This is a genomic window from Sorangium sp. So ce131 (assembly GCF_051519095.1).
GTDB lineage: Bacteria > Myxococcota_A > Polyangia > Polyangiales > Polyangiaceae > Sorangium.
Genome location: NZ_CP150455.1, coordinates 2,460,422 through 2,477,939 on the forward strand (window position 1 = coordinate 2,460,422; position 17,518 = coordinate 2,477,939).

3 protein-coding genes are annotated in these 17,518 nt (G+C 72.2%); all 3 read left to right on the top strand.

Annotated elements, in window-relative coordinates; genetic code table 11:
* Positions 1-225: 225 nt before the first annotated feature.
* From WMF43_RS09155 to WMF43_RS09165, 3 genes are read left to right on the top strand one after another with little or no spacing between them, the layout of a single operon-like run.
* Positions 226-5,910: an nSTAND1 domain-containing NTPase gene (locus WMF43_RS09155; protein WP_437679096.1), complete on the top strand. Its 5,685-nt coding sequence runs from the start codon at positions 226-228 to the stop codon at positions 5,908-5,910.
* Positions 5,907-11,627 carry an nSTAND1 domain-containing NTPase gene (locus WMF43_RS09160; RefSeq protein ID WP_437679097.1) on the top strand — a complete coding sequence of 1,907 codons (5,721 nt, stop codon included), beginning with the start codon at positions 5,907-5,909 and terminating at the stop codon, positions 11,625-11,627. Before WMF43_RS09155 ends, WMF43_RS09160 begins: the two co-directional genes overlap by 4 nt.
* Positions 11,624-17,377: an nSTAND1 domain-containing NTPase gene (locus WMF43_RS09165; protein ID WP_437679098.1), complete on the top strand. Its 5,754-nt coding sequence runs from the start codon at positions 11,624-11,626 to the stop codon at positions 17,375-17,377. The genes WMF43_RS09160 and WMF43_RS09165 overlap by 4 nt, the downstream gene beginning before the upstream one ends.
* Positions 17,378-17,518 lie beyond the last annotated feature (141 nt).

The following is a 17,518-nucleotide window of genomic DNA, read 5'->3' on the forward strand; positions in this document are numbered from 1 at the left end:
CTCATCCGGCAACGTGGTCTGCTGGCGGCGCGACGGCGCCGGACGCTGAGCGGTGGCCGCTCTATAGAAGAGCGATGTGGGAGTCCCAGCGCTGGACTGGCCACATCATTTTGCGCTCCCGACGGCGGCCGGCCGGCTCGACCTTAGGGATCGCCGCGTCGAACCCGTACTGCGGGCCGTTCGCCGAAGCTGCCGCGTGGTGCGGCGGCGACCGGAGGGGCTGTGATGAACCAGGAGACCTTCGCTCCGACGACGGTATTCCAGAGCCGCTACGAGATCCTCTCATTGCTCCGGGAAACCAGCCTCGCTGCGACTTACAAGGGGCGGCAGCTCGCGACCGGGCAGCCGATCGTCCTCAAGGTCGTGCGCCTCGCCGAGGACAGGGGCTCTGCGGACATCACGCGGCGCTGCCGCGCGCGGTTTCTGCGGAACGTGCGCCAGTGCGCGCGGCTCCGCCACCCGAACATCGTCCGCCTCATCGACTCGGGGGAAACGGAAGACCGCCAGCTCTACGTGGCCTTCGAGTTCGTGCCCGGGCGGAGCCTGGCCGAGCTGCTGTCGGAGCAGGGCGCGCTCGATCCGCAGGAGGCGCGCGACCTCATGCTGCAGGTCCTCGGCGCGCTGGACTACGCGCACCAGCAGGGCATCGTTCACGGGGATCTCAGGCCGGCCCACGTGATGATCGTGCCCTCGGGGGCGCGGCGAAAGGCGCTCGTGTGCGACTTCGGCTTCGGCGCGGTCGTCGCGGACTTGCGCGCCGGCCAGCAGGGAGCGCGCGGCTCCGGCGTCGACCTCGTCGGCTCGCAGGTGTACCTGGCGCCCGAGCAGCGCCGAGGATTCCCGCCGACGGCGCGCTCGGACCTGTACACGTGGGGGCTCGTTGCCCTCGAGTGCTTCACGGGCAGGCGCGTCGGCTGCGAGGTCTCCTCGAACGGAGGAGCCCTCCAGGCGGAGAGCCGCGAGCCGACGGGCATGCCCGCCGCGCTCCTCGGGCACCCGCTCGGCGCCCTCTTGCGGCGGGTGACGGTCGAGGACGTCGCGGCGCGGGCCGTCACGGCGGACGGCCTCCTGCGCGAGCTCGACGCCTGCGAGGTGAGCGGGCTCCGCAGGGAAGATCTGCTCAAACCGGGCGCGCCGGTCAGCGTCGAGGCGAAGGGGAGGGAGGCCGCCGGACACGCCCGGACCACCTCGTCGGGAGGAGCCCACGCGGAGCGGGATCCGGGCAGCGCACAGACCTTGCCCCAACCCTCCTCCGAAGAGCCCGCGTGGTCCCTCTCGCTCGCCACGACGCCGGCACGTCCGGTGTCCAGCGAGCGCGCGCCTCGCAAGGCCCGGGCGGTGAGGGCGCGGGACGAGCTCCTCGGGGACGACATGCCCGTGCGCGTCGGCGGCACCATCAAACATTACGAGATCATCCGCAAGCTCGGTCAGGGCGGGATGGGGGTGGTGTTCCTGGCGCGCGACACGAAGCTCGGGCGCCTGGTCGCGATCAAGCTCCTCCTCAGGTACAGCGGGCAAGGAATCGAGCGCTTCCTGGAGGAGGCGCGGGCGACGGCGCGCTGCCGGCACGAGAGCATCGTGGTGATCTACGAGGTGGACGAGATCGACGGTTATCCGTACCTCGTGCTGGAGTACATCAAGGGTCGCTCGCTGCGCAGCTGGATGGCCACGCGCGAGCACCCGAGCGCGCCCGAGTCGCCCGCGGCCCACCCGCCTTCGGACCCGACGTCGCCCAGCGTGGTGATCGTGCTGATGATCCCCGTGGCGCGCGCGCTGATCTGCGCGCACGAGCACGGGATCGTGCACCGCGATCTGAAGCCGGAGAACGTCCTGCTGGACGACGCCGGGGGCACCAAGGTGCTCGATTTCGGCATCGCCAAGCGGATCGAGCCCACGACAGCCGCGGCGATCACCGGCGCCCCGGCGGCGGTCGCCGGGGGCGCCGGCCACGGCCGGCAGAGCGCGGCGCTCGGGACGCCGCGGTACATGTCACCCGAGCAACTCCTGGGCAGGGACGTCGATCATCGCAGCGACCTCTGGGCCATGGGCATCATGCTGTACGAGCTGCTCACGGGGAGACACCCGCTGGAGCCGTTCTCGATAGCGCGGCTGTCGGAGATCCTGGCCCTCGATGTCCCGATGCCGAGCCTCGGCGAGCGGCGCCCGGACGTCGGCGCGCTCGGCGCCCTCGTCGACCGTTGCCTGAAGAAGCGCAAGGCCGAGCGCATCGGCTCGGCCCGGGAGCTGCTCGCCGGGCTCGAGGCGCTGCTGCCCGGCCGAAGGGCGCTCCAGCTGGGCGAGGACGAGAGCCCGTTCGCCGGGCTGTCGTCGTTCCAGGAGGCGGACGCCGCGCGGTTCTTCGGGCGGGATCGGGAGGTCTCCGCCATGGTGACGCGGCTGCGCAACCACCCGCTCCTGGTCGTGGCCGGGCCCTCCGGGGCGGGCAAGTCGTCGTTCGTGCGCGCGGGCCTGATCCCATCCTGGAGGCGCGCCGGGGATCGCTGGGAGGCGTTCCTCCTGCACCCGGGACGCCACCCGCTGTCCGCGCTCGCCGATGTGCTCGTGCACGCCGCCGGCCTGGATTCCACGGCATCCGGCGCAACGACGGGTGAGCCCGAGCTCCCCGACCACGATCGGCTGGTCGCCACCCTGCGCGCGCAGCCGGGATACGTGGGCGCGCGGCTGCGCGCGCGCTGCCGCCGTGAGGGACCGAGGCGCCGCGTCCTGCTCTTCATCGATCAGTTCGAGGAGCTCTACACGCTCGGCGCGCCGCCGGACGTGCGGGCGGCGTTCATCGCCTGCCTGGAGGGCGCGGCGGACGACGCCTCGTCGCCCCTGCGCGTCGTGCTCGCCATCCGCTCGGATTTCCTCGATCGATTCGCCGATGACAACGACTTCATGATCAACGCGACGCGCGGCCTCTGGTTGCTGCCGCCCATGGGGCGCGACGGCCTGCGCGAGGCCTTGACGCGGCCGCTCGAGGCGGCCGGATACCGCTTCGAGACCGCGGAGATGGTCGAGGACATGCTCGGCACCCTGGCGAGCACGCGGAGCCCCTTGCCGCTCCTCCAGTTCACGGCCGCGAAGCTGTGGGAGGCGCGGGATCGCGAGCGCCGGCTGCTGACGCGGGACAGCTACGAGCAGCTCGGCGGCATCGCCGGCGCGTTGTCCGCCCACGCGGACGCGGTGCTCTCGGCGCTGCCGCTGGGCGAGCAGCGGCTGGCCCGGACGGTGCTGCTCCGCCTGGTCACGCCCGAGCGCACCCGCGCCGTGGTGAGCCTGGACGAGCTCTGCGAGCTCGCGGAGGGCGGCGAGGGCCAGCGTGGCGAGGCGATCGCGCGGGTGATCCAGCACCTGGCCGGCGCGCGGCTCCTGCTCATCGAGACCGGCGACGAGCGCGAGGGCACGACGGTGACGCTGGTCCACGAATCCTTGATCGAACGGTGGGCCAAGCTCCGGCAGTGGCTCGCCGAGAGCGAGCGCGACGCGCAGTTCTTGGCCCGCGTGCGCGCGGCAGCCCAGCAGTGGGAGGCGAGCGGCGAGGCCGAGGGGCTGGTCTGGCGAGGCCGCGCGGCGGAGGACGCCCGCGCGTGGCACAAGCGCCGCCGCGCCGCCGACGGAGCCGACGCCCGCGTCGGGCTCGGCAGGCGCGAGGAGCGTTACCTGTCGGCCGTCGTGGCGCTCGCCGAGCGGGCGCAGCGCCTGCGCCGGCGGCTCACCCTGGGCGTGACCGCCGCGCTCGGCGCGCTCGCGCTCGTCGTGTCGTACCTGGCGATCGACGCGAGCCAGCAGGCCAGGCGAGCCGACCAGGCGGCGTCTCGCGCGCAGGCCGACGCCCTGCAAGCGCGCAACGCGACCCGCATGGCCGCGGCGCGCGAGCTGCAGGCCGATCCCACGACCGTGCTCGCGCTCCTGCGCGAGATCGAGCCGCCCGACGTGCCGCGAGGGTGGGCCGTGCTCGCGCGCTGGGCGCTGCACAGCTGGGTCGCGCGCACGGTGCTCAGCCATCCGGATGCGCTCCACTCGGCGGCGTTCAGCCCCGACGGGAGGCGCATTGTCACCGCATCGTTGGACAAGACGGCGCGGGTGTGGAACGCCGACGGCACGGGCGAGCCCCTGGTGCTCCGGGGCCACGAGGAGGAGGTCTATTCGGCGGCGTTCAGCCCCGATGGCAAGCGCATCGTCACGGCGTCATGGGACAAGACCGCTCGCGTGTGGAACGCCGATGGCACGGGCGAGCCCCTGGTGCTCCGGGGCCACGAGGGGCGGGTCTACGCTGCGGCGTTCAGCCCCGACGGCAAGCGCATTGTCACAGCGTCCCAGGACAAGACGGTGCGGGTGTGGAACGCCGACGGCACGGGCAAGCCCCTGGTCCTCCGGGGTCATGAGGGTCCGCTCAACTGGGCAGCGTTCAGCCCCGACGGGAGGCGCATCGTCTCTGCGTCCCACGACAAGACGGCGCGGGTGTGGAACGCCGACGGCACGGGCAAGCCCATCGTCCTCCGGGGCCACAAGCATTTGGTCCATTCGGCGGCGTTCAGCCCTGACGGGAGGCGCATCGTCACAGCGTCTCTCGACAAGACCGCGCGTGTATGGAACGCCGACGGCACGGGCGAGCCCATCGTCCTTCGAGGGCACGAGGATGGGGTCTACTCCGCGGAGTTCAGCCCCGACGGGAGGCGCATCGTCACCGCGGCGTGGGACAAGACGGCGCGGGTGTGGAACGCCGACGGCAAGGGCGAGCCCAGGGTCCTTCGAGGTCACGAGGATACGGTCAGCTTTGCGGCGTTCAGCCCTGACGGCACGCGCATCGTCACGGCGTCATGGGACCGGACCGCGCGGGTGTGGAACGCCAGTGGCGCGGGTGAGCCCCTGGTCTTATGGGGGCACGACGATGCGGTCTACTCGGCGGCGTTCAGCCCTGATGGGAGGCGCATCGTCACGGCGTCCTACGACAAGACCGTGCGGGTGTGGAACGCCGACGGTACGGGTGAGCCCTTGATCCAGCGTGGCAAGGTTCCGATCTATTCGGCGGCGTTCAGCCCTGACAGCAAACGCATCGTCACCGCGTCGTATGACACAATCGCGCGGGTGTGGAGCGCCGAGGCCGCCGGTGAGCCCCTGGTCTTTCGCGGTCATGAGGACTGGCTCAAATCGGCGGCGTTCAGCCCGGATGGCAGGCGCATCGTCACCGCGTCCGTGGACAAGACGGCGCGGGTATGGAACGTCGACGGCAAGGGCAAGCCCCTGATCCTCCGGGGGCATGAGGGGGAGGTCTATTCGGCGGCGTTCAGCCCGGATGGCAAGCGCATCGTGACCGCGTCCCAGGACAAGACGGTGCGGGTATGGAACGCTGACGGCGCGGGCGAGCCTCTGATCCTCCGGGGGCACGACGGGCCGATCTACTCGGCGGAGTTCAGCCCCGATGGCAAGCGCATCGTCACCGCGTCATGGGACAAGACCGCTCGGGTGTGGAACGCCGACGGCACGGGCGAGCCATTGGTCCTGCGAGGTCACGAGCACTGGGTCTGGAGTGCGGCGTTCAGCCCTGACGGCAAGCGCATCGTGACCGCGTCGCAGGACAAGACGGTGCGGCTATGGAACGCCGACGGCACGGGCGAGCCCCTGGTCCTGCGCGGCTCCGATTCCCCGGTCAACTCGGTTGCGTTCAGCCCCGACGGCGAGCGGATCGTCGCCGCGTCCGACGACAAGCTCGTGCGGGTCTGGGCCGATCTCGCGCCGCTCCGCGGCGTGGACGACCCGAAGCTGTGGGCGGCGACCACGTACTGCATGCCTGTCGAGCGGCGGATAGAGCTCCTGCGCGTCCCCGAGACCATGGCCCGCGCGAACCGGGAGGCCTGCCTGCGCCGCGTCGCGCAGGCCTGGCAGCGGCCGGAGGGGCTGAGATGAACCAGGAGACCTTCGCTCCGAGGACGGTGTTCCAGAGCCGCTACGAGATCCTCTCGTTGCTCCAGGAGACCAGCCGCGCGGCCACCTACAAAGGGCGGCAGATCGCGACCGGGAAGCCGATCGTCCTCAAGGTGGTGCGCCTCGCCGAGGACGCGGGCTCCGCGAACGCGGCGCGGCGCTGCCGGGCGCGTTTCCTTCGGAGCGTGCGCCAGTGCGCGCGGCTCCACCACCCCAACATCGTCCGGCTCCTCGACGGGGGAGAGACGGACGACAAAGAGCTCTATGCCGCCTTCGAGCTCGTGCCCGGGCAGAGCCTGGCCGAGCTGCTGTCGGAGCGGGGCGCGCTGGAGCCGCAGGAGGCGCGCCGGCTCATGCTGCAGGTCCTCAATGCGCTGGACTACGCGCACCAGCAGGGCATCGTCCACGGGGACCTCCGGCCGGCGCACGTGATGATCGTGCCCTCGGGGGAGCGGCGAAGCGCGCTGGTGTGTGACTTCGGCGCCGGCGCGATCGCCGCGGACGTGCGCGCCGGGCAGGACGGAGCGCGCGACTCCAGCACCGAGCTCGTCGGCTCGCAGGCGTATCTGGCGCCCGAGCAACGCCGGGGATTCCCGGCGACGGCGCGCTCGGATCTGTACGCGTGGGGGCTCGTGTACCTCGAGTGCCTCACGGGCAGGCGCACGGGCTGCGCGGCGTCATCGGACGGAGGGGTCTACCTGCACGAGAGCCGCGAGCCAGCGCGGATGCCTCCCGCGCTGCTCGAGCACCCGCTCGGCGCCCTCTTGCGGCGCGCGACGGTCGAGGACGTCGCGGCGCGGGACGTCACGGCCGACGGCCTCTTGCGCGCGCTCGACGCGTGCGAGGTGGGCGGGCTTCACAGGGAAGATCTGCTCAAGCCAGGCGTGCCGGGCAGCGCCGAGGTGCGGCGGAAGGACGCCGAACGCAGCGCGCTGACCGCTTCGCCGGGAGGAGGACCCGCGGAGGTCGATCCCGGTGATCTGCCGGGCCCGCCCGACGCGGCCGGCGAAGCGACCGCCCGCGGGCTCACGCTCGTCACGACCCCGTCCGGCCCGATGGGCGACGCGCCCGCGCCTGCTTCGGTCGAGGCTGCGGAGGCGTCGGAGGAGCCCACCGGAGCGCGCATGCCGGCGCGCATCGGCGGCACCATCAGCCATTACGAGATCATCCGCAAGCTGGGCCAGGGCGGCATGGGCGTGGTGTTCCTGGCGCGCGACACGAAGCTCGGTCGCCTCGTCGCGCTCAAGCTCCTCCTCAGGTACAGCGGGCATGGGATCGAGCGATTCCTGGAGGAGGCGCGGGCGACGGCGCGCTGCCGGCACGAGAACATCGTGGTGATCTACGAGGTGGACGAGATCGATGGCTATCCGTACCTCGTGCTGGAGTACATCAAGGGCCGCTCGCTGCGCAGCTGGATGGCCCAGCGCGAGCAGCCGAGCGCGCCCGAGCCGTCCGCGGCCCACGCGCCTTCCGACCCGACGTCGCCCAGCGTGGTGATCGAGCTGATGATCCCCGTGGCACGCGCGCTGGTCTGCGCGCACGAGCTCGGGATCGTGCACCGCGATCTCAAGCCGGAGAACATCCGCCTGGACGACGCCGGATGCGTCAAAGTGCTCGATTTCGGCATCGCCAAGCGGATGGAAGCCACGAGGGCCGCGACGATCACCGGCGCGCCGGCGGCGGTCGCCGGGGGCGTCGGCCATGGCCGGCAGAGCGCGGCGCTCGGGACGCCGCGGTACATGTCGCCCGAGCAACTCCTGGGCAGGGACGTCGATCATCGCAGCGACCTCTGGGCCATGGGCATCATGCTGTACGAGCTGCTCACGGGGAGACACCCGCTGGAGCCGTTCTCGCAGGCTCGGCTGTCGGACATCCTGGCCCTCGATGTCCCGATGCCGAGCCTCTGCGAGCGGCGGCCGGACGTGGGCGCGCTCGGCGCCCTCGTCGACCGCTGCCTGAAGAAGCGCAAGGCCGAGCGCATCGGCTCGGCCCGGGAGCTGCTCGCCGGGCTCGAGGCGCTGCTGCCCGGCCGGAGGGCGCTCCAGCTGGGCGAGGACGAGAGCCCCTATGCTGGCCTGTCGTCGTTCCAGGAGGCGGACGCCGCGCGGTTCTTCGGGCGCGATCGCGAGGTCTCCGCCATGGTGACGCGGCTGCGCAATCAGCAGCTGCTGGCCGTGGCCGGGCCCTCCGGGGCGGGCAAGTCGTCGTTCGTGCGCGCGGGCGTGATCCCGGCCTGGAAGCGGTCCGTGGACTGCTGGGAAGCGTTCATCCTGCGCCCCGGCCGCGCCCCGCTGTCCGCGCTCGCGGACGTGCTCGTGCAGGTCGCCGAGGCGGAGTCCACGACCGGCCCGCCGACGGGCTTGCCCCAGCTGTCCGACCACGATCGGCTGGTCGCCACGCTGCGCGCGCAGCCGGGCTACCTGGGCGCGCGGCTGCGCGCGTGCTGTCGCCGTGAGGGGAAGAGGCGCCGCATCCTGCTCTTCGTCGACCAGTTCGAGGAGCTCTATACGCTCGGCGCCGCCCGCGAGGAACGGGCGGCGTTCGTCGCCTGCCTGGAAGGCGCGGCGGACGACGCCTCGTCGCCCCTGCGCGTCGTGCTCGCCGTGCGCTCGGACTTCCTCGAGCGCCTGGCGGACGACGGCGGATTCATCCGAGACGTCACCCGCGGGCTGTCGTTTCTGCCGTCCATGGGGCGAGAGCGCCTGCGGGAAGCGCTGACGAGACCTCTCGAGGCGGCCGGGTATCGCTTCGAGACCACGGAGATGATCGAGCACATGCTCTGCTCGCTCGAGGGCACACGAAGCCCCCTGCCGCTCCTGCAGTTCACGGCCACGAAGCTGTGGGAGGCGCGGGACCGCGAGCGGCGGCTCTTGACGCGGGACAGCTATGAACAGCTCGGCGGGGTCGCCGGTGCGCTGTCCGCCCACGCGGACGCGGTGCTGTCGACGCTGCCGCCGAGCGAGCATCGGCTGGCGCGGGCGGTGCTCTTGCGCCTGGTCACGCCGGAGCACACGCGCGCGGTGGTGAGGCTGGACGAGCTCCGCGATCTGGTCCATGACGGCGAGGGGGACGCTGGCGGTGCGGTCGCGCAGGTGGTCCAGCACCTGGCCTGCGCGCGGCTCCTGCTCATCGAGACGGGCGGCGAGCAGACCGGGGGCGAGCGGGCTGGAGCGACCGTGGAGCTGGTCCACGAATCCTTGATCGAGCGGTGGCCGAAGCTCGGGCAGTGGCTCGCCGAGAGCGAGCAGGACGCGCAGTTTCTGGCCCGGCTGCGCGCCGCAGCCCAGCCGTGGGAGGCGAGCGGCCAGGCCGAGGGGCTGCTCTGGCGCGATCGCACGGCGGAGGAGGCCCAGGCGTGGTACACGCGCCGTCGCGCCGAGCAAGGAGCGGAGTGGCGCGCTGGGTTGAGCAAGCGCGAGGAGCGTTATCTCCTGGCCGTCGTGTCCCTCTGCGAGCGCGCGCGCCGGCTGCGCCGGCGGCTCGCGACGGGCATGATCGCCACGCTCACCGCGATCGCGGTCATGGTCTCGTTCCTGGCGGTCCGCGCGAGCCAGCAGGCCACGCGCGCGAGCCAGCAGGCGACGCGCGCCGACCAGGAAGCGGCGCGCGTGCATGTCGAGGCCCGCGAAGCGCGCAACGCCACCCGGATGGCAACGGCCCGCGAGATGCACGACGATCCCACGACCGTGCTCGCGATCTTGCGCGAGGTCGAGCCGCCCGACGTGCCGCGAGGGTGGGCCCTCCTCGCGCGCTCGGCGCTGTACGGCAGGCCCGCTTCCGGGGTGCTCATCCACCCGGATTCAGTCCAGTTTGCGAGTTATAGCCCCGACGGCCATCACATCGTCACGGCGTCCTGGGACGGCACCGCGCGGGTGTGGAGCGCCGATGGAACGGGCGCGCCCCTGGTCCTCCGCTGCCACGACGACCGGCTCCGATCGGCGGCGTTCAGCCCCGACGGCGATCGCATCGTCACGGCGTCCTGGGACGGCACCGCGCGGGTGTGGAACGCCGATGGAACGGGCGCGCCCCTGGTCCTCCGCGGTCACGAGGGCATGGTCCACTCGGCGGCGTTCAGCCCTGACGGGAGGCGCATCGTCACCGCGGCGCAAGACAAGACCGCGCGGGTGTGGAACGCCGACGGCACGGGCGAGCCGCTGGTCTTTCGCGGCCACGAGGGAGCGGTCTTTTCGGCGGCGTTCAGCCCCGACGGGAGGCGCATCGTCACCGCGTCGCAGGACAAGACCGCGCGGGTGTGGAACGCCGACGGCACGGGCGCGGCCCGCGTCCTCCGCGGCCACGAGGGCGTGGTCTTCTCGGCGGCGTTCGGCCCCGACGAGAGGCGCATCGTCACTGCGTCGCAGGACAAGACCGTGCGGGTGTGGAACGCCGACGGCACAGGCGAGCCCCTCGTCCTTCGCGGTCACGAGGATGGGGTCAACTGGGCGGCGTTCAGCCCCGACGGGAGGCGCATCACCTCCGCGTCGTATGACAAGACGGTGCGGGTGTGGAGCACCGACGGTACAGGCGAGCCCCTCGTCCTTCAGGGCCACGAGGAGGCGGTCGCGTCGTCCTCGTTCAGCCCCGATGGCGAGCGCGTCGTCTCCACGTCGTATGACAGGACAGCGCGGGTGTGGAATGTCGGTGGCACGAGCGAGCCCCTCGTCCTTCATGGCCACGGGGCCGGCGTCCTGGGAGCGGCGTTCAGCCCTGACGGGAGGCGCATCGTCACCGCGTCGCACGACAAGACCGCGCGGGTGTGGAACGCCGACGGCACGGGCTTGCCCGTGGTCCTTCGCGGTCACGAGGATCGGGTCGTCTCGGCGGCGTTCAGCCTCGATGGCAGGCGCGTCGTCACCGGGTCGTACGATGGGACCGCGCGGGTGTGGAGCGCCGACGGCAAGGGCGCGCCCCTCGTCCTCCGTGGCCACAGGGAGCCGGTCCTTTCGGCGGCGTTCAGCCCCGACGGCAGGCGCGTCGTCACCGCGTCCTGGGACAACACGGTGAGGGTGTGGAACGCCGACGGGACGGGCGAGCCCGTCGTGCTTCGTGGTCACGAGGATAGGGTCTATTCGGCGGCGTTCAGCCCCGATGGCAAGCGCATCGTCTCCGGGTCAAAGGACAAGACCGCGCGGGTGTGGAACGCCGACGGGACGGGCGAGCCCCTGGTCCTCCGCGGTCACGAGCAGAGCCTCTACGCGGTGGCGTTCAGCCCCGATGGCAAGCGCATCGGCACCACGTCGTATGACAGGACCGCGCGGGTGTGGAGCGCCGACGGGACGGGCACGCCGCTGGTCCTTCGCGGTCACGAGCACTGGGTCCTCGGGGTGGCGTTCAGCCCGGATGGCAAGCGCATCGCCACCGCGTCGCAGGACAAGACCGTGCGGGTGTGGAACGCCGACGGGACGGGCGAGCCCCTGGTCCTCCGCGTCCCCGCTTCTGCGGCCAACAGCGTCGCGTTCAGCCGGGATGGCAAGCGCATCGTCGCTGCGTCCGACGACAAGCTCGTGCGGGTGTGGGCCGACCTCGAGCCGCTCCGGGGCGTCGATGACCCCAGGCTGTGGGCGGCCACCACCTACTGCATGCCCATCGAGCGGCGGATCGAGCTCCTGCGCGTCCCCGAGGCCATGGCCCGCGCGAACCGGGAGGCCTGCCTGCGCCATGTCGCGCAGGCCTGGCAGCGGCCGGAGGGGCTGAGATGAACCAGGAGACCTTCGCTCCGAGGACGGTGTTTCAGAGCCGCTACGAGATCCTCTCGTTGCTCCAGGAGACCAGCCATGCGGCCACCTACAAAGGGCGGCAGATCGCGACCGGGCAGCCGATCGTCCTCAAGGTGGTGCGCCTCGCCGAGGACGGGGGCTCCGCGAGCGCGGCGGCGGCGCGGCGCTGCCGGGCGCGTTTCCTTCGGAGCGTGCGCCAGTGCGCGCGGCTCCACCACCCCAACATCGTCCGGCTCCTCGACGCGGGCGAGACGGAAGACAAGCAGCTCTATGCGGCCTTCGAGCTCGTGCCCGGGCAGAGCCTGGCCGAGCTGCTGTCGGAGCGGGGCGCGCTGGAGCCGCAGGAGGCGCGCCGGCTCATGCTGCAGGTCCTCAGCGCGCTGGACTACGCGCACCGGCAGGGCATCGTCCACGGGGACCTCCGGCCGGCGCACGTGATGATCGTGCCCTCGGGGGAGCGGCGAAGCGCGCTGGTGTGTGACTTCGGCGCCGGCGCGGTCGCCGCGGACGTGCGCGCGGGGCAGGACGGAGCGCGCGACTCCAGCGCCGAGCTCGCCGGCTCGCAGGCGTACATGGCGCCTGAGCAACGCCGGGGATTCCCGGCGACGGCGCGCTCGGATCTGTACGCGTGGGGGCTCGTGTACCTCGAGTGCCTCACGGGCAGGCGCGCGGGCTGCGCGGTGTCATCGGACGGAGGGGTCTACCCGCACGAGAGCCGCGAGCCAGCGCGGATGCCTCCCGCGCTGCTCGAGCACCCGCTCGGCGCCCTCTTGCGGCGCGCGACGGTCGAGGACGTCGCGGCGCGGGACGTCACGGCCGACGGCCTCTTGCGCGCGCTCGACGCGTGCGAGGTGGACGGGCTTCACAGGGAAGATCTGCTCAAGCCAGGCGTGCCGGGCAGCGCCGAGGTGCAGCGGAAGGATGCCGAACGCAGCGCGCTGACCGCTTCGCCGGGAGCAGGACCCGCGGAGGTCGATCCCGGTGAACCACCGGGCCCGCCCGACGCGACCGGCGGAGCGACCGCCCGCGGGCTCACGCTCGTCACAACCCCGTCCGGTCCGATGTGCGACGCGCCCGAGCCTCCTTCGGTCGAGGCTGCGGAGGCGTCGGAGGAGCCCACCGGAGCGCGCATGCCGGTGCGCATCGGCGGCACCATCAACCATTACGAGATCATCCGCAAGCTGGGCCAGGGCGGCATGGGCGTGGTGTTCCTGGCCCGCGACACCAAGCTCGGTCGCCTGGTCGCGATCAAGCTCCTGCTCAGGTACAGCGGGCAAGGAATCGAGCGCTTCCTGGAGGAGGCGCGGGCGACGGCGCGCTGCCGGCACGAGAACATCGTGGTGATCTACGAGGTGGACGAGATCGATGGCTATCCGTACCTCGTGCTGGAGTACATCAAGGGTCGCTCGCTGCGCAGCTGGATGGCCCAGCGCGAGCACCCGAGCGCGCCCGAGTCGCCCGCCGCCCACGCGCCTTCGGACCCGACGTCGCCCAGCGTGGTGATCGAGCTGATGATCCCCGTGGCACGCGCGCTGGTCTGCGCGCACGAGCTCGGGATCGTGCACCGCGATCTGAAGCCGGAGAACATCCGCCTGGACGACGCCGGATGCGTCAAAGTGCTCGATTTCGGCATCGCCAAGCGGATGGAAGCCACGAGGGCCGCGGCGATCACCGGCGCGCCGGCGGCGCTCGCCGGGGGCGCCGGCCACGGCCGCCAGAGCGCGGCGATCGGCACGCCCCGGTACATGTCGCCCGAGCAACTCCTGGGCAGGGACGTCGACCACCGCGCCGACCTCTGGGCCGTGGGCATCATGCTGCACGAGCTGCTGACGGGGAGACACCCGCTGGAGCCGTTCTCGCTGGCGCGGCTGTCGGAGATCCTGGCCCTCGATGTCGCGATGCCCAGCCTGCTCGCGCGGCGCCCGGACGCGGGCGCGCTCGGCGCCCTCGTCGACCGTTGCCTGAAGAAGAGAAAGGCCGAGCGCATCGGCTCGGCCCGGGAGCTGCTCGCGGAGCTGGAGGCGCTCGTGCCCGGCCGGAGGCCGCTCCAGCTGGGCGAGGACGAGAGTCCATATGCCGGCCTGTCGTCGTTCCAGGAGGCGGACGCGGCGCGGTTCTTCGGCCGCGATCGAGAAGTGTGCGCCACGACGGCGCGGCTGCGCAACGAGCAGCTGCTGGTCGTGGCCGGGCCCTCCGGGGCAGGCAAGTCGTCGTTCGTGCGCGCGGGCGTGATCCCGGCCCTGAAGCGGTCGGGGGACCGCTGGGAAGCGTTCATCCTGCGCCCCGGCCGCGCCCCGCTCTCGGCGCTCGCGGACGTGCTGCTGCAGGTCGCCGAGGCGGAGTCCACGACCGGCCCGCCGACGGGCTGGCCCGAGCTGCCCGACCACGATCGGCTCGTCGCCACCTTGCGGGCGCAGCCGGGTTATCTCGGGGCGCGGCTGCGCGCGCGCTGCCGCCGTGAGGGGAAGCGGCGCCGCATCCTGCTCTTCGTCGACCAGTTCGAGGAGCTCTACACGCTCGGCGCTGGCTCCGAGGAGCGGGCCGCGTTCGTCGCCTGCCTGGAGGGCGCGGCGGACGACGCCTCGTCACCCCTGCGCGTCCTGCTGGCCATCCGCTCGGACTTCCTCGAGCGCATGGCCGACGACCGCGGGTTCATCCGAGACGTGACGCGCGGGCTGCTGTTCTTGCCGCCGATGGGGCGCGACGGCCTGCGCGAGGCCTTGACGCGGCCGCTCGAGGCGACCGGTCATCGCTTCGAGACCATGGAGATGGTCGAGCACATGCTCGGCTCGCTCGAGGGCACACGGAGCCCGTTGCCGCTGCTGCAGTTCACGGCCACGAAGCTGTGGGAAGCGCGGGACCGCGAGCGGCGGCTCTTGACGCGGGACAGCTACGAGCAGCTCGGCGGCGTCGCTGGCGCGCTGTCCGCCCACGCGGACGCGGTGCTGTCGTCGCTGCCCCTGCGCGAGCAGCGGCTGGCGCGGGCGGTGCTCTTGCGCCTGGTCACGCCGGAGCGCACGCGCGCGGTGGTGAGCCTCGACGAGCTCCGCGATCTGGCGCAGGACAGCGGGGGCAGCGCCGGCGACGCGGTCGTGCAGGTGGTCCAGCACCTGGCCGGCGCGCGGCTGCTGCTCATCGAGACGGGCGGCGAGCAGGCCGGGGGCGAGCGGGACGGCGCGACGGTGGAGCTGGTGCACGAGTCGCTGATCGAGCGGTGGCCGAAGCTCGGGCAGTGGCTCGCCGAGAGCGAGCAGGACGCGCAGTTCCTGTCACGGCTGCGCGCGGCGGCGCAGCCGTGGGAGGCGAGCGGCCAGGCCGAGGGGCTGCTCTGGCGCGACCGCGCGGCGGAGGACGCGCGAGGGTGGTACGAGCGGCGCCGCGCCGCGCAGGGCGACGAGTGGCGGGCCGGGCTCGGCGGCCGCGAGGAGCGCTACCTGCTGGCCGTCGTGGCCCTCGGCGAGCGCGCGCGCCGCCTGCGCCGGCAGCTCACGACGGGCATGGTCGCCGCGCTCACGGCGATCGCGGTCATGGTCTCGTTCCTGGCGGTCCGCGCGAGCCAGCAGGCCGCGCGCGCCAACCAGCAAGCCGCCCGCGCCGACCAGGAAGCCGCCCGCGCGTACGTCGAGGCCCGGAAAGGGCGCAACGCCATCCGCATGGAAGCGGCCCGCGAGATGCACGGCGATCCCACCACCGTGCTCGCGAGCTTGCGCGACGTCGAGCCGCCCGGCGTGCCGAGAGGGTGGTCCACCCTCGTGCGCTCGGCGCTGTATGACGGGGTCGCTCGCGCGGTGCTCAGCCATCCGGATTTCGTCTCGCGTGCGATCTATAGCCCCGACGGCAAGCACATCCTCACGGTCTGCGCGGACAGGGCCGTCCGTGTGTGGAATGCCGATGGCACGGGCGGGCGCGTGATCCTTCGTGAACACGAGGCACCGATCAACTCGGCGGCGTTCAGCCCCGACGGCAGGCGCATCGTCACCGCGTCGTATGACGGGACCGTTCGGGTGTGGAACGCCGATGGCACGGGTGAGCCCATCGTCCTTCGCGGTCACGCGGAGGCGGTCAACTCGGCGGCGTTCAGCCCCGATGGCGAGCGCGTTGTCAGTGCGTCCCAGGACAGGACCGTTCGGGTGTGGAACGCCGATGGCACGGGTGAGCCCATCGTCCTTCGCGGTCACGCGGAGGCGGTCAACTCGGCGGCGTTCAGCCCCGACGGGAGGCGCATCGTCTCCGCGTCGTATGACAAGACCGCGCGGGTGTGGAACGCCGATGGCTCGGGCCGGCCCATCGTCCTTCGCGGCCACCAGAATGGGCTCAGCTCGGCGGAGTTCAGCCCCGACGGGAGGCGCATCGTCACCGCATCACAAGGCAAGACCGCGCGGGTGTGGAACGCCGACGGCACGGGCGAGCCCGTCGTCCTTCGTGGTCACGAGAGTGGAGTCAATTGGGCGACGTTCAGCCCCGACGGCAAGCGCATCCTCACTGCGTCGTATGACGGGACCGCGCGGGTGTGGAACGCCGACGGCACCGGCGAGCTCAAGATCCTCCGCGGTCACGCGGAGGCGGTCCACTCGGCGGCGTTCAGCCCCGACGGCAGGCGCATCGTCACCGCATCGTATGACGAGACCGCGCGGGTGTGGAAAGCCGACGGCACGAACGAGCTGAAGATCCTCCGCGGTCACGAGGCGGAAGTCACCATGGCGACGTTCAGCCCCGACGGCGGGCGCATCGTCAGCGCGTCAGCGGACCGGACCGTACGGGTGTGGAACGCCGATGGCACAGGAAGGCCCCTGGTCCTGCGTGGACACCAGGCCGATGTCTGCTCGGCGGAGTTCAGCCCCGACGGCAGGCGCATTGTCAGCGCGTCAACGGACCGGACCGCGCGGGTGTGGAACGCCGACGGCACAGGGAAGCCCATCGTCCTTCGTGGTCATGAGGCTCGGGTCTATTCGGCGGAGTTCAGCCCCGATGGGAGGCGCGTCGTCACCACGTCGGACGACAAGACCGCGCGGGTGTGGAACGCCGACGGCACAGGGAAGCCCACCGTCCTTCGTGGTCACGAGGTGGGGGTCGGGTGGGCGTCGTTCAGCCCCGACGGGAGGCGCATCGTCACCGCGTCCCAGGACAAGACCGTGCGGGTGTGGAACGCCGACGGCACCGGAGAGCCCCTCATCCTTCGCGGGCACGAGGGTCAGATCTGGTCGGCGTTGTTCAGCCCTGACGGACGGCGCATCGTCACCGCGTCCGCGGACCGGACCGCGCGGGTATGGAACGCCGACGGCACCGGAGAGCCCCTGATTCTCCGTGGCCACGAGTTCCAGGTCTTCTGGGCGGAGTTCAGTCCTGATGGCAAGCGCATCGCCACGGCGTCTGCGGACAAGACCGTGCGGATATGGAACGCCGACGGCACCGGGGAGCCCTTGATTCTGCGGGCCTCCGACTCCGGGGTCAACTCGGCGTCCTTCAGCCCTGACGGCAGGCATCTCGTCACGGCCTCCGACGACTACTCCGTGCGGGTATGGACCGATATCGAGCCGCTCAGCGGCGTCGACGACCCGAAGCTGTGGGCGGCGACCACCTACTGTATGCCCATCGAGCGGAGCATCGATCTCCTCCGCCTGCCAGAAGCCGTAGCCCGCGCGAACCGGGAGACCTGCCTGCGCCGCGTCGAGGCGGTCCGGGGAGAGCAGCCGATCTCGGCGGTCCCCCCGAGCGGCTCCGCCGGACCGTGACGTGCACCCTCCACGTTGCACGGGTACTGCTGAATGAGCGCGTCGTCCGCCGTGCTCGCCCACGGCACGTCGATGCACGTCGGGCCGCACGCGTCGGTCGTCGTGAGCTCCCCCGCCGGCGGCCGCGCCCGCCGCAGGGCG

Bases quoted from the DNA above. Each gene is read 5' to 3' on its own strand.
- WMF43_RS09160 (WP_437679097.1), top strand. From the start codon at position 5,907: ATGAACCAGGAGACCTTCGCTCCGAGGACGGTGTTCCAGAGCCGCTAC.
- WMF43_RS09165 (WP_437679098.1), top strand. From the start codon at position 11,624: ATGAACCAGGAGACCTTCGCTCCGAGGACGGTGTTTCAGAGCCGCTAC.
- WMF43_RS09155 (WP_437679096.1), top strand. From the start codon at position 226: ATGAACCAGGAGACCTTCGCTCCGACGACGGTATTCCAGAGCCGCTAC.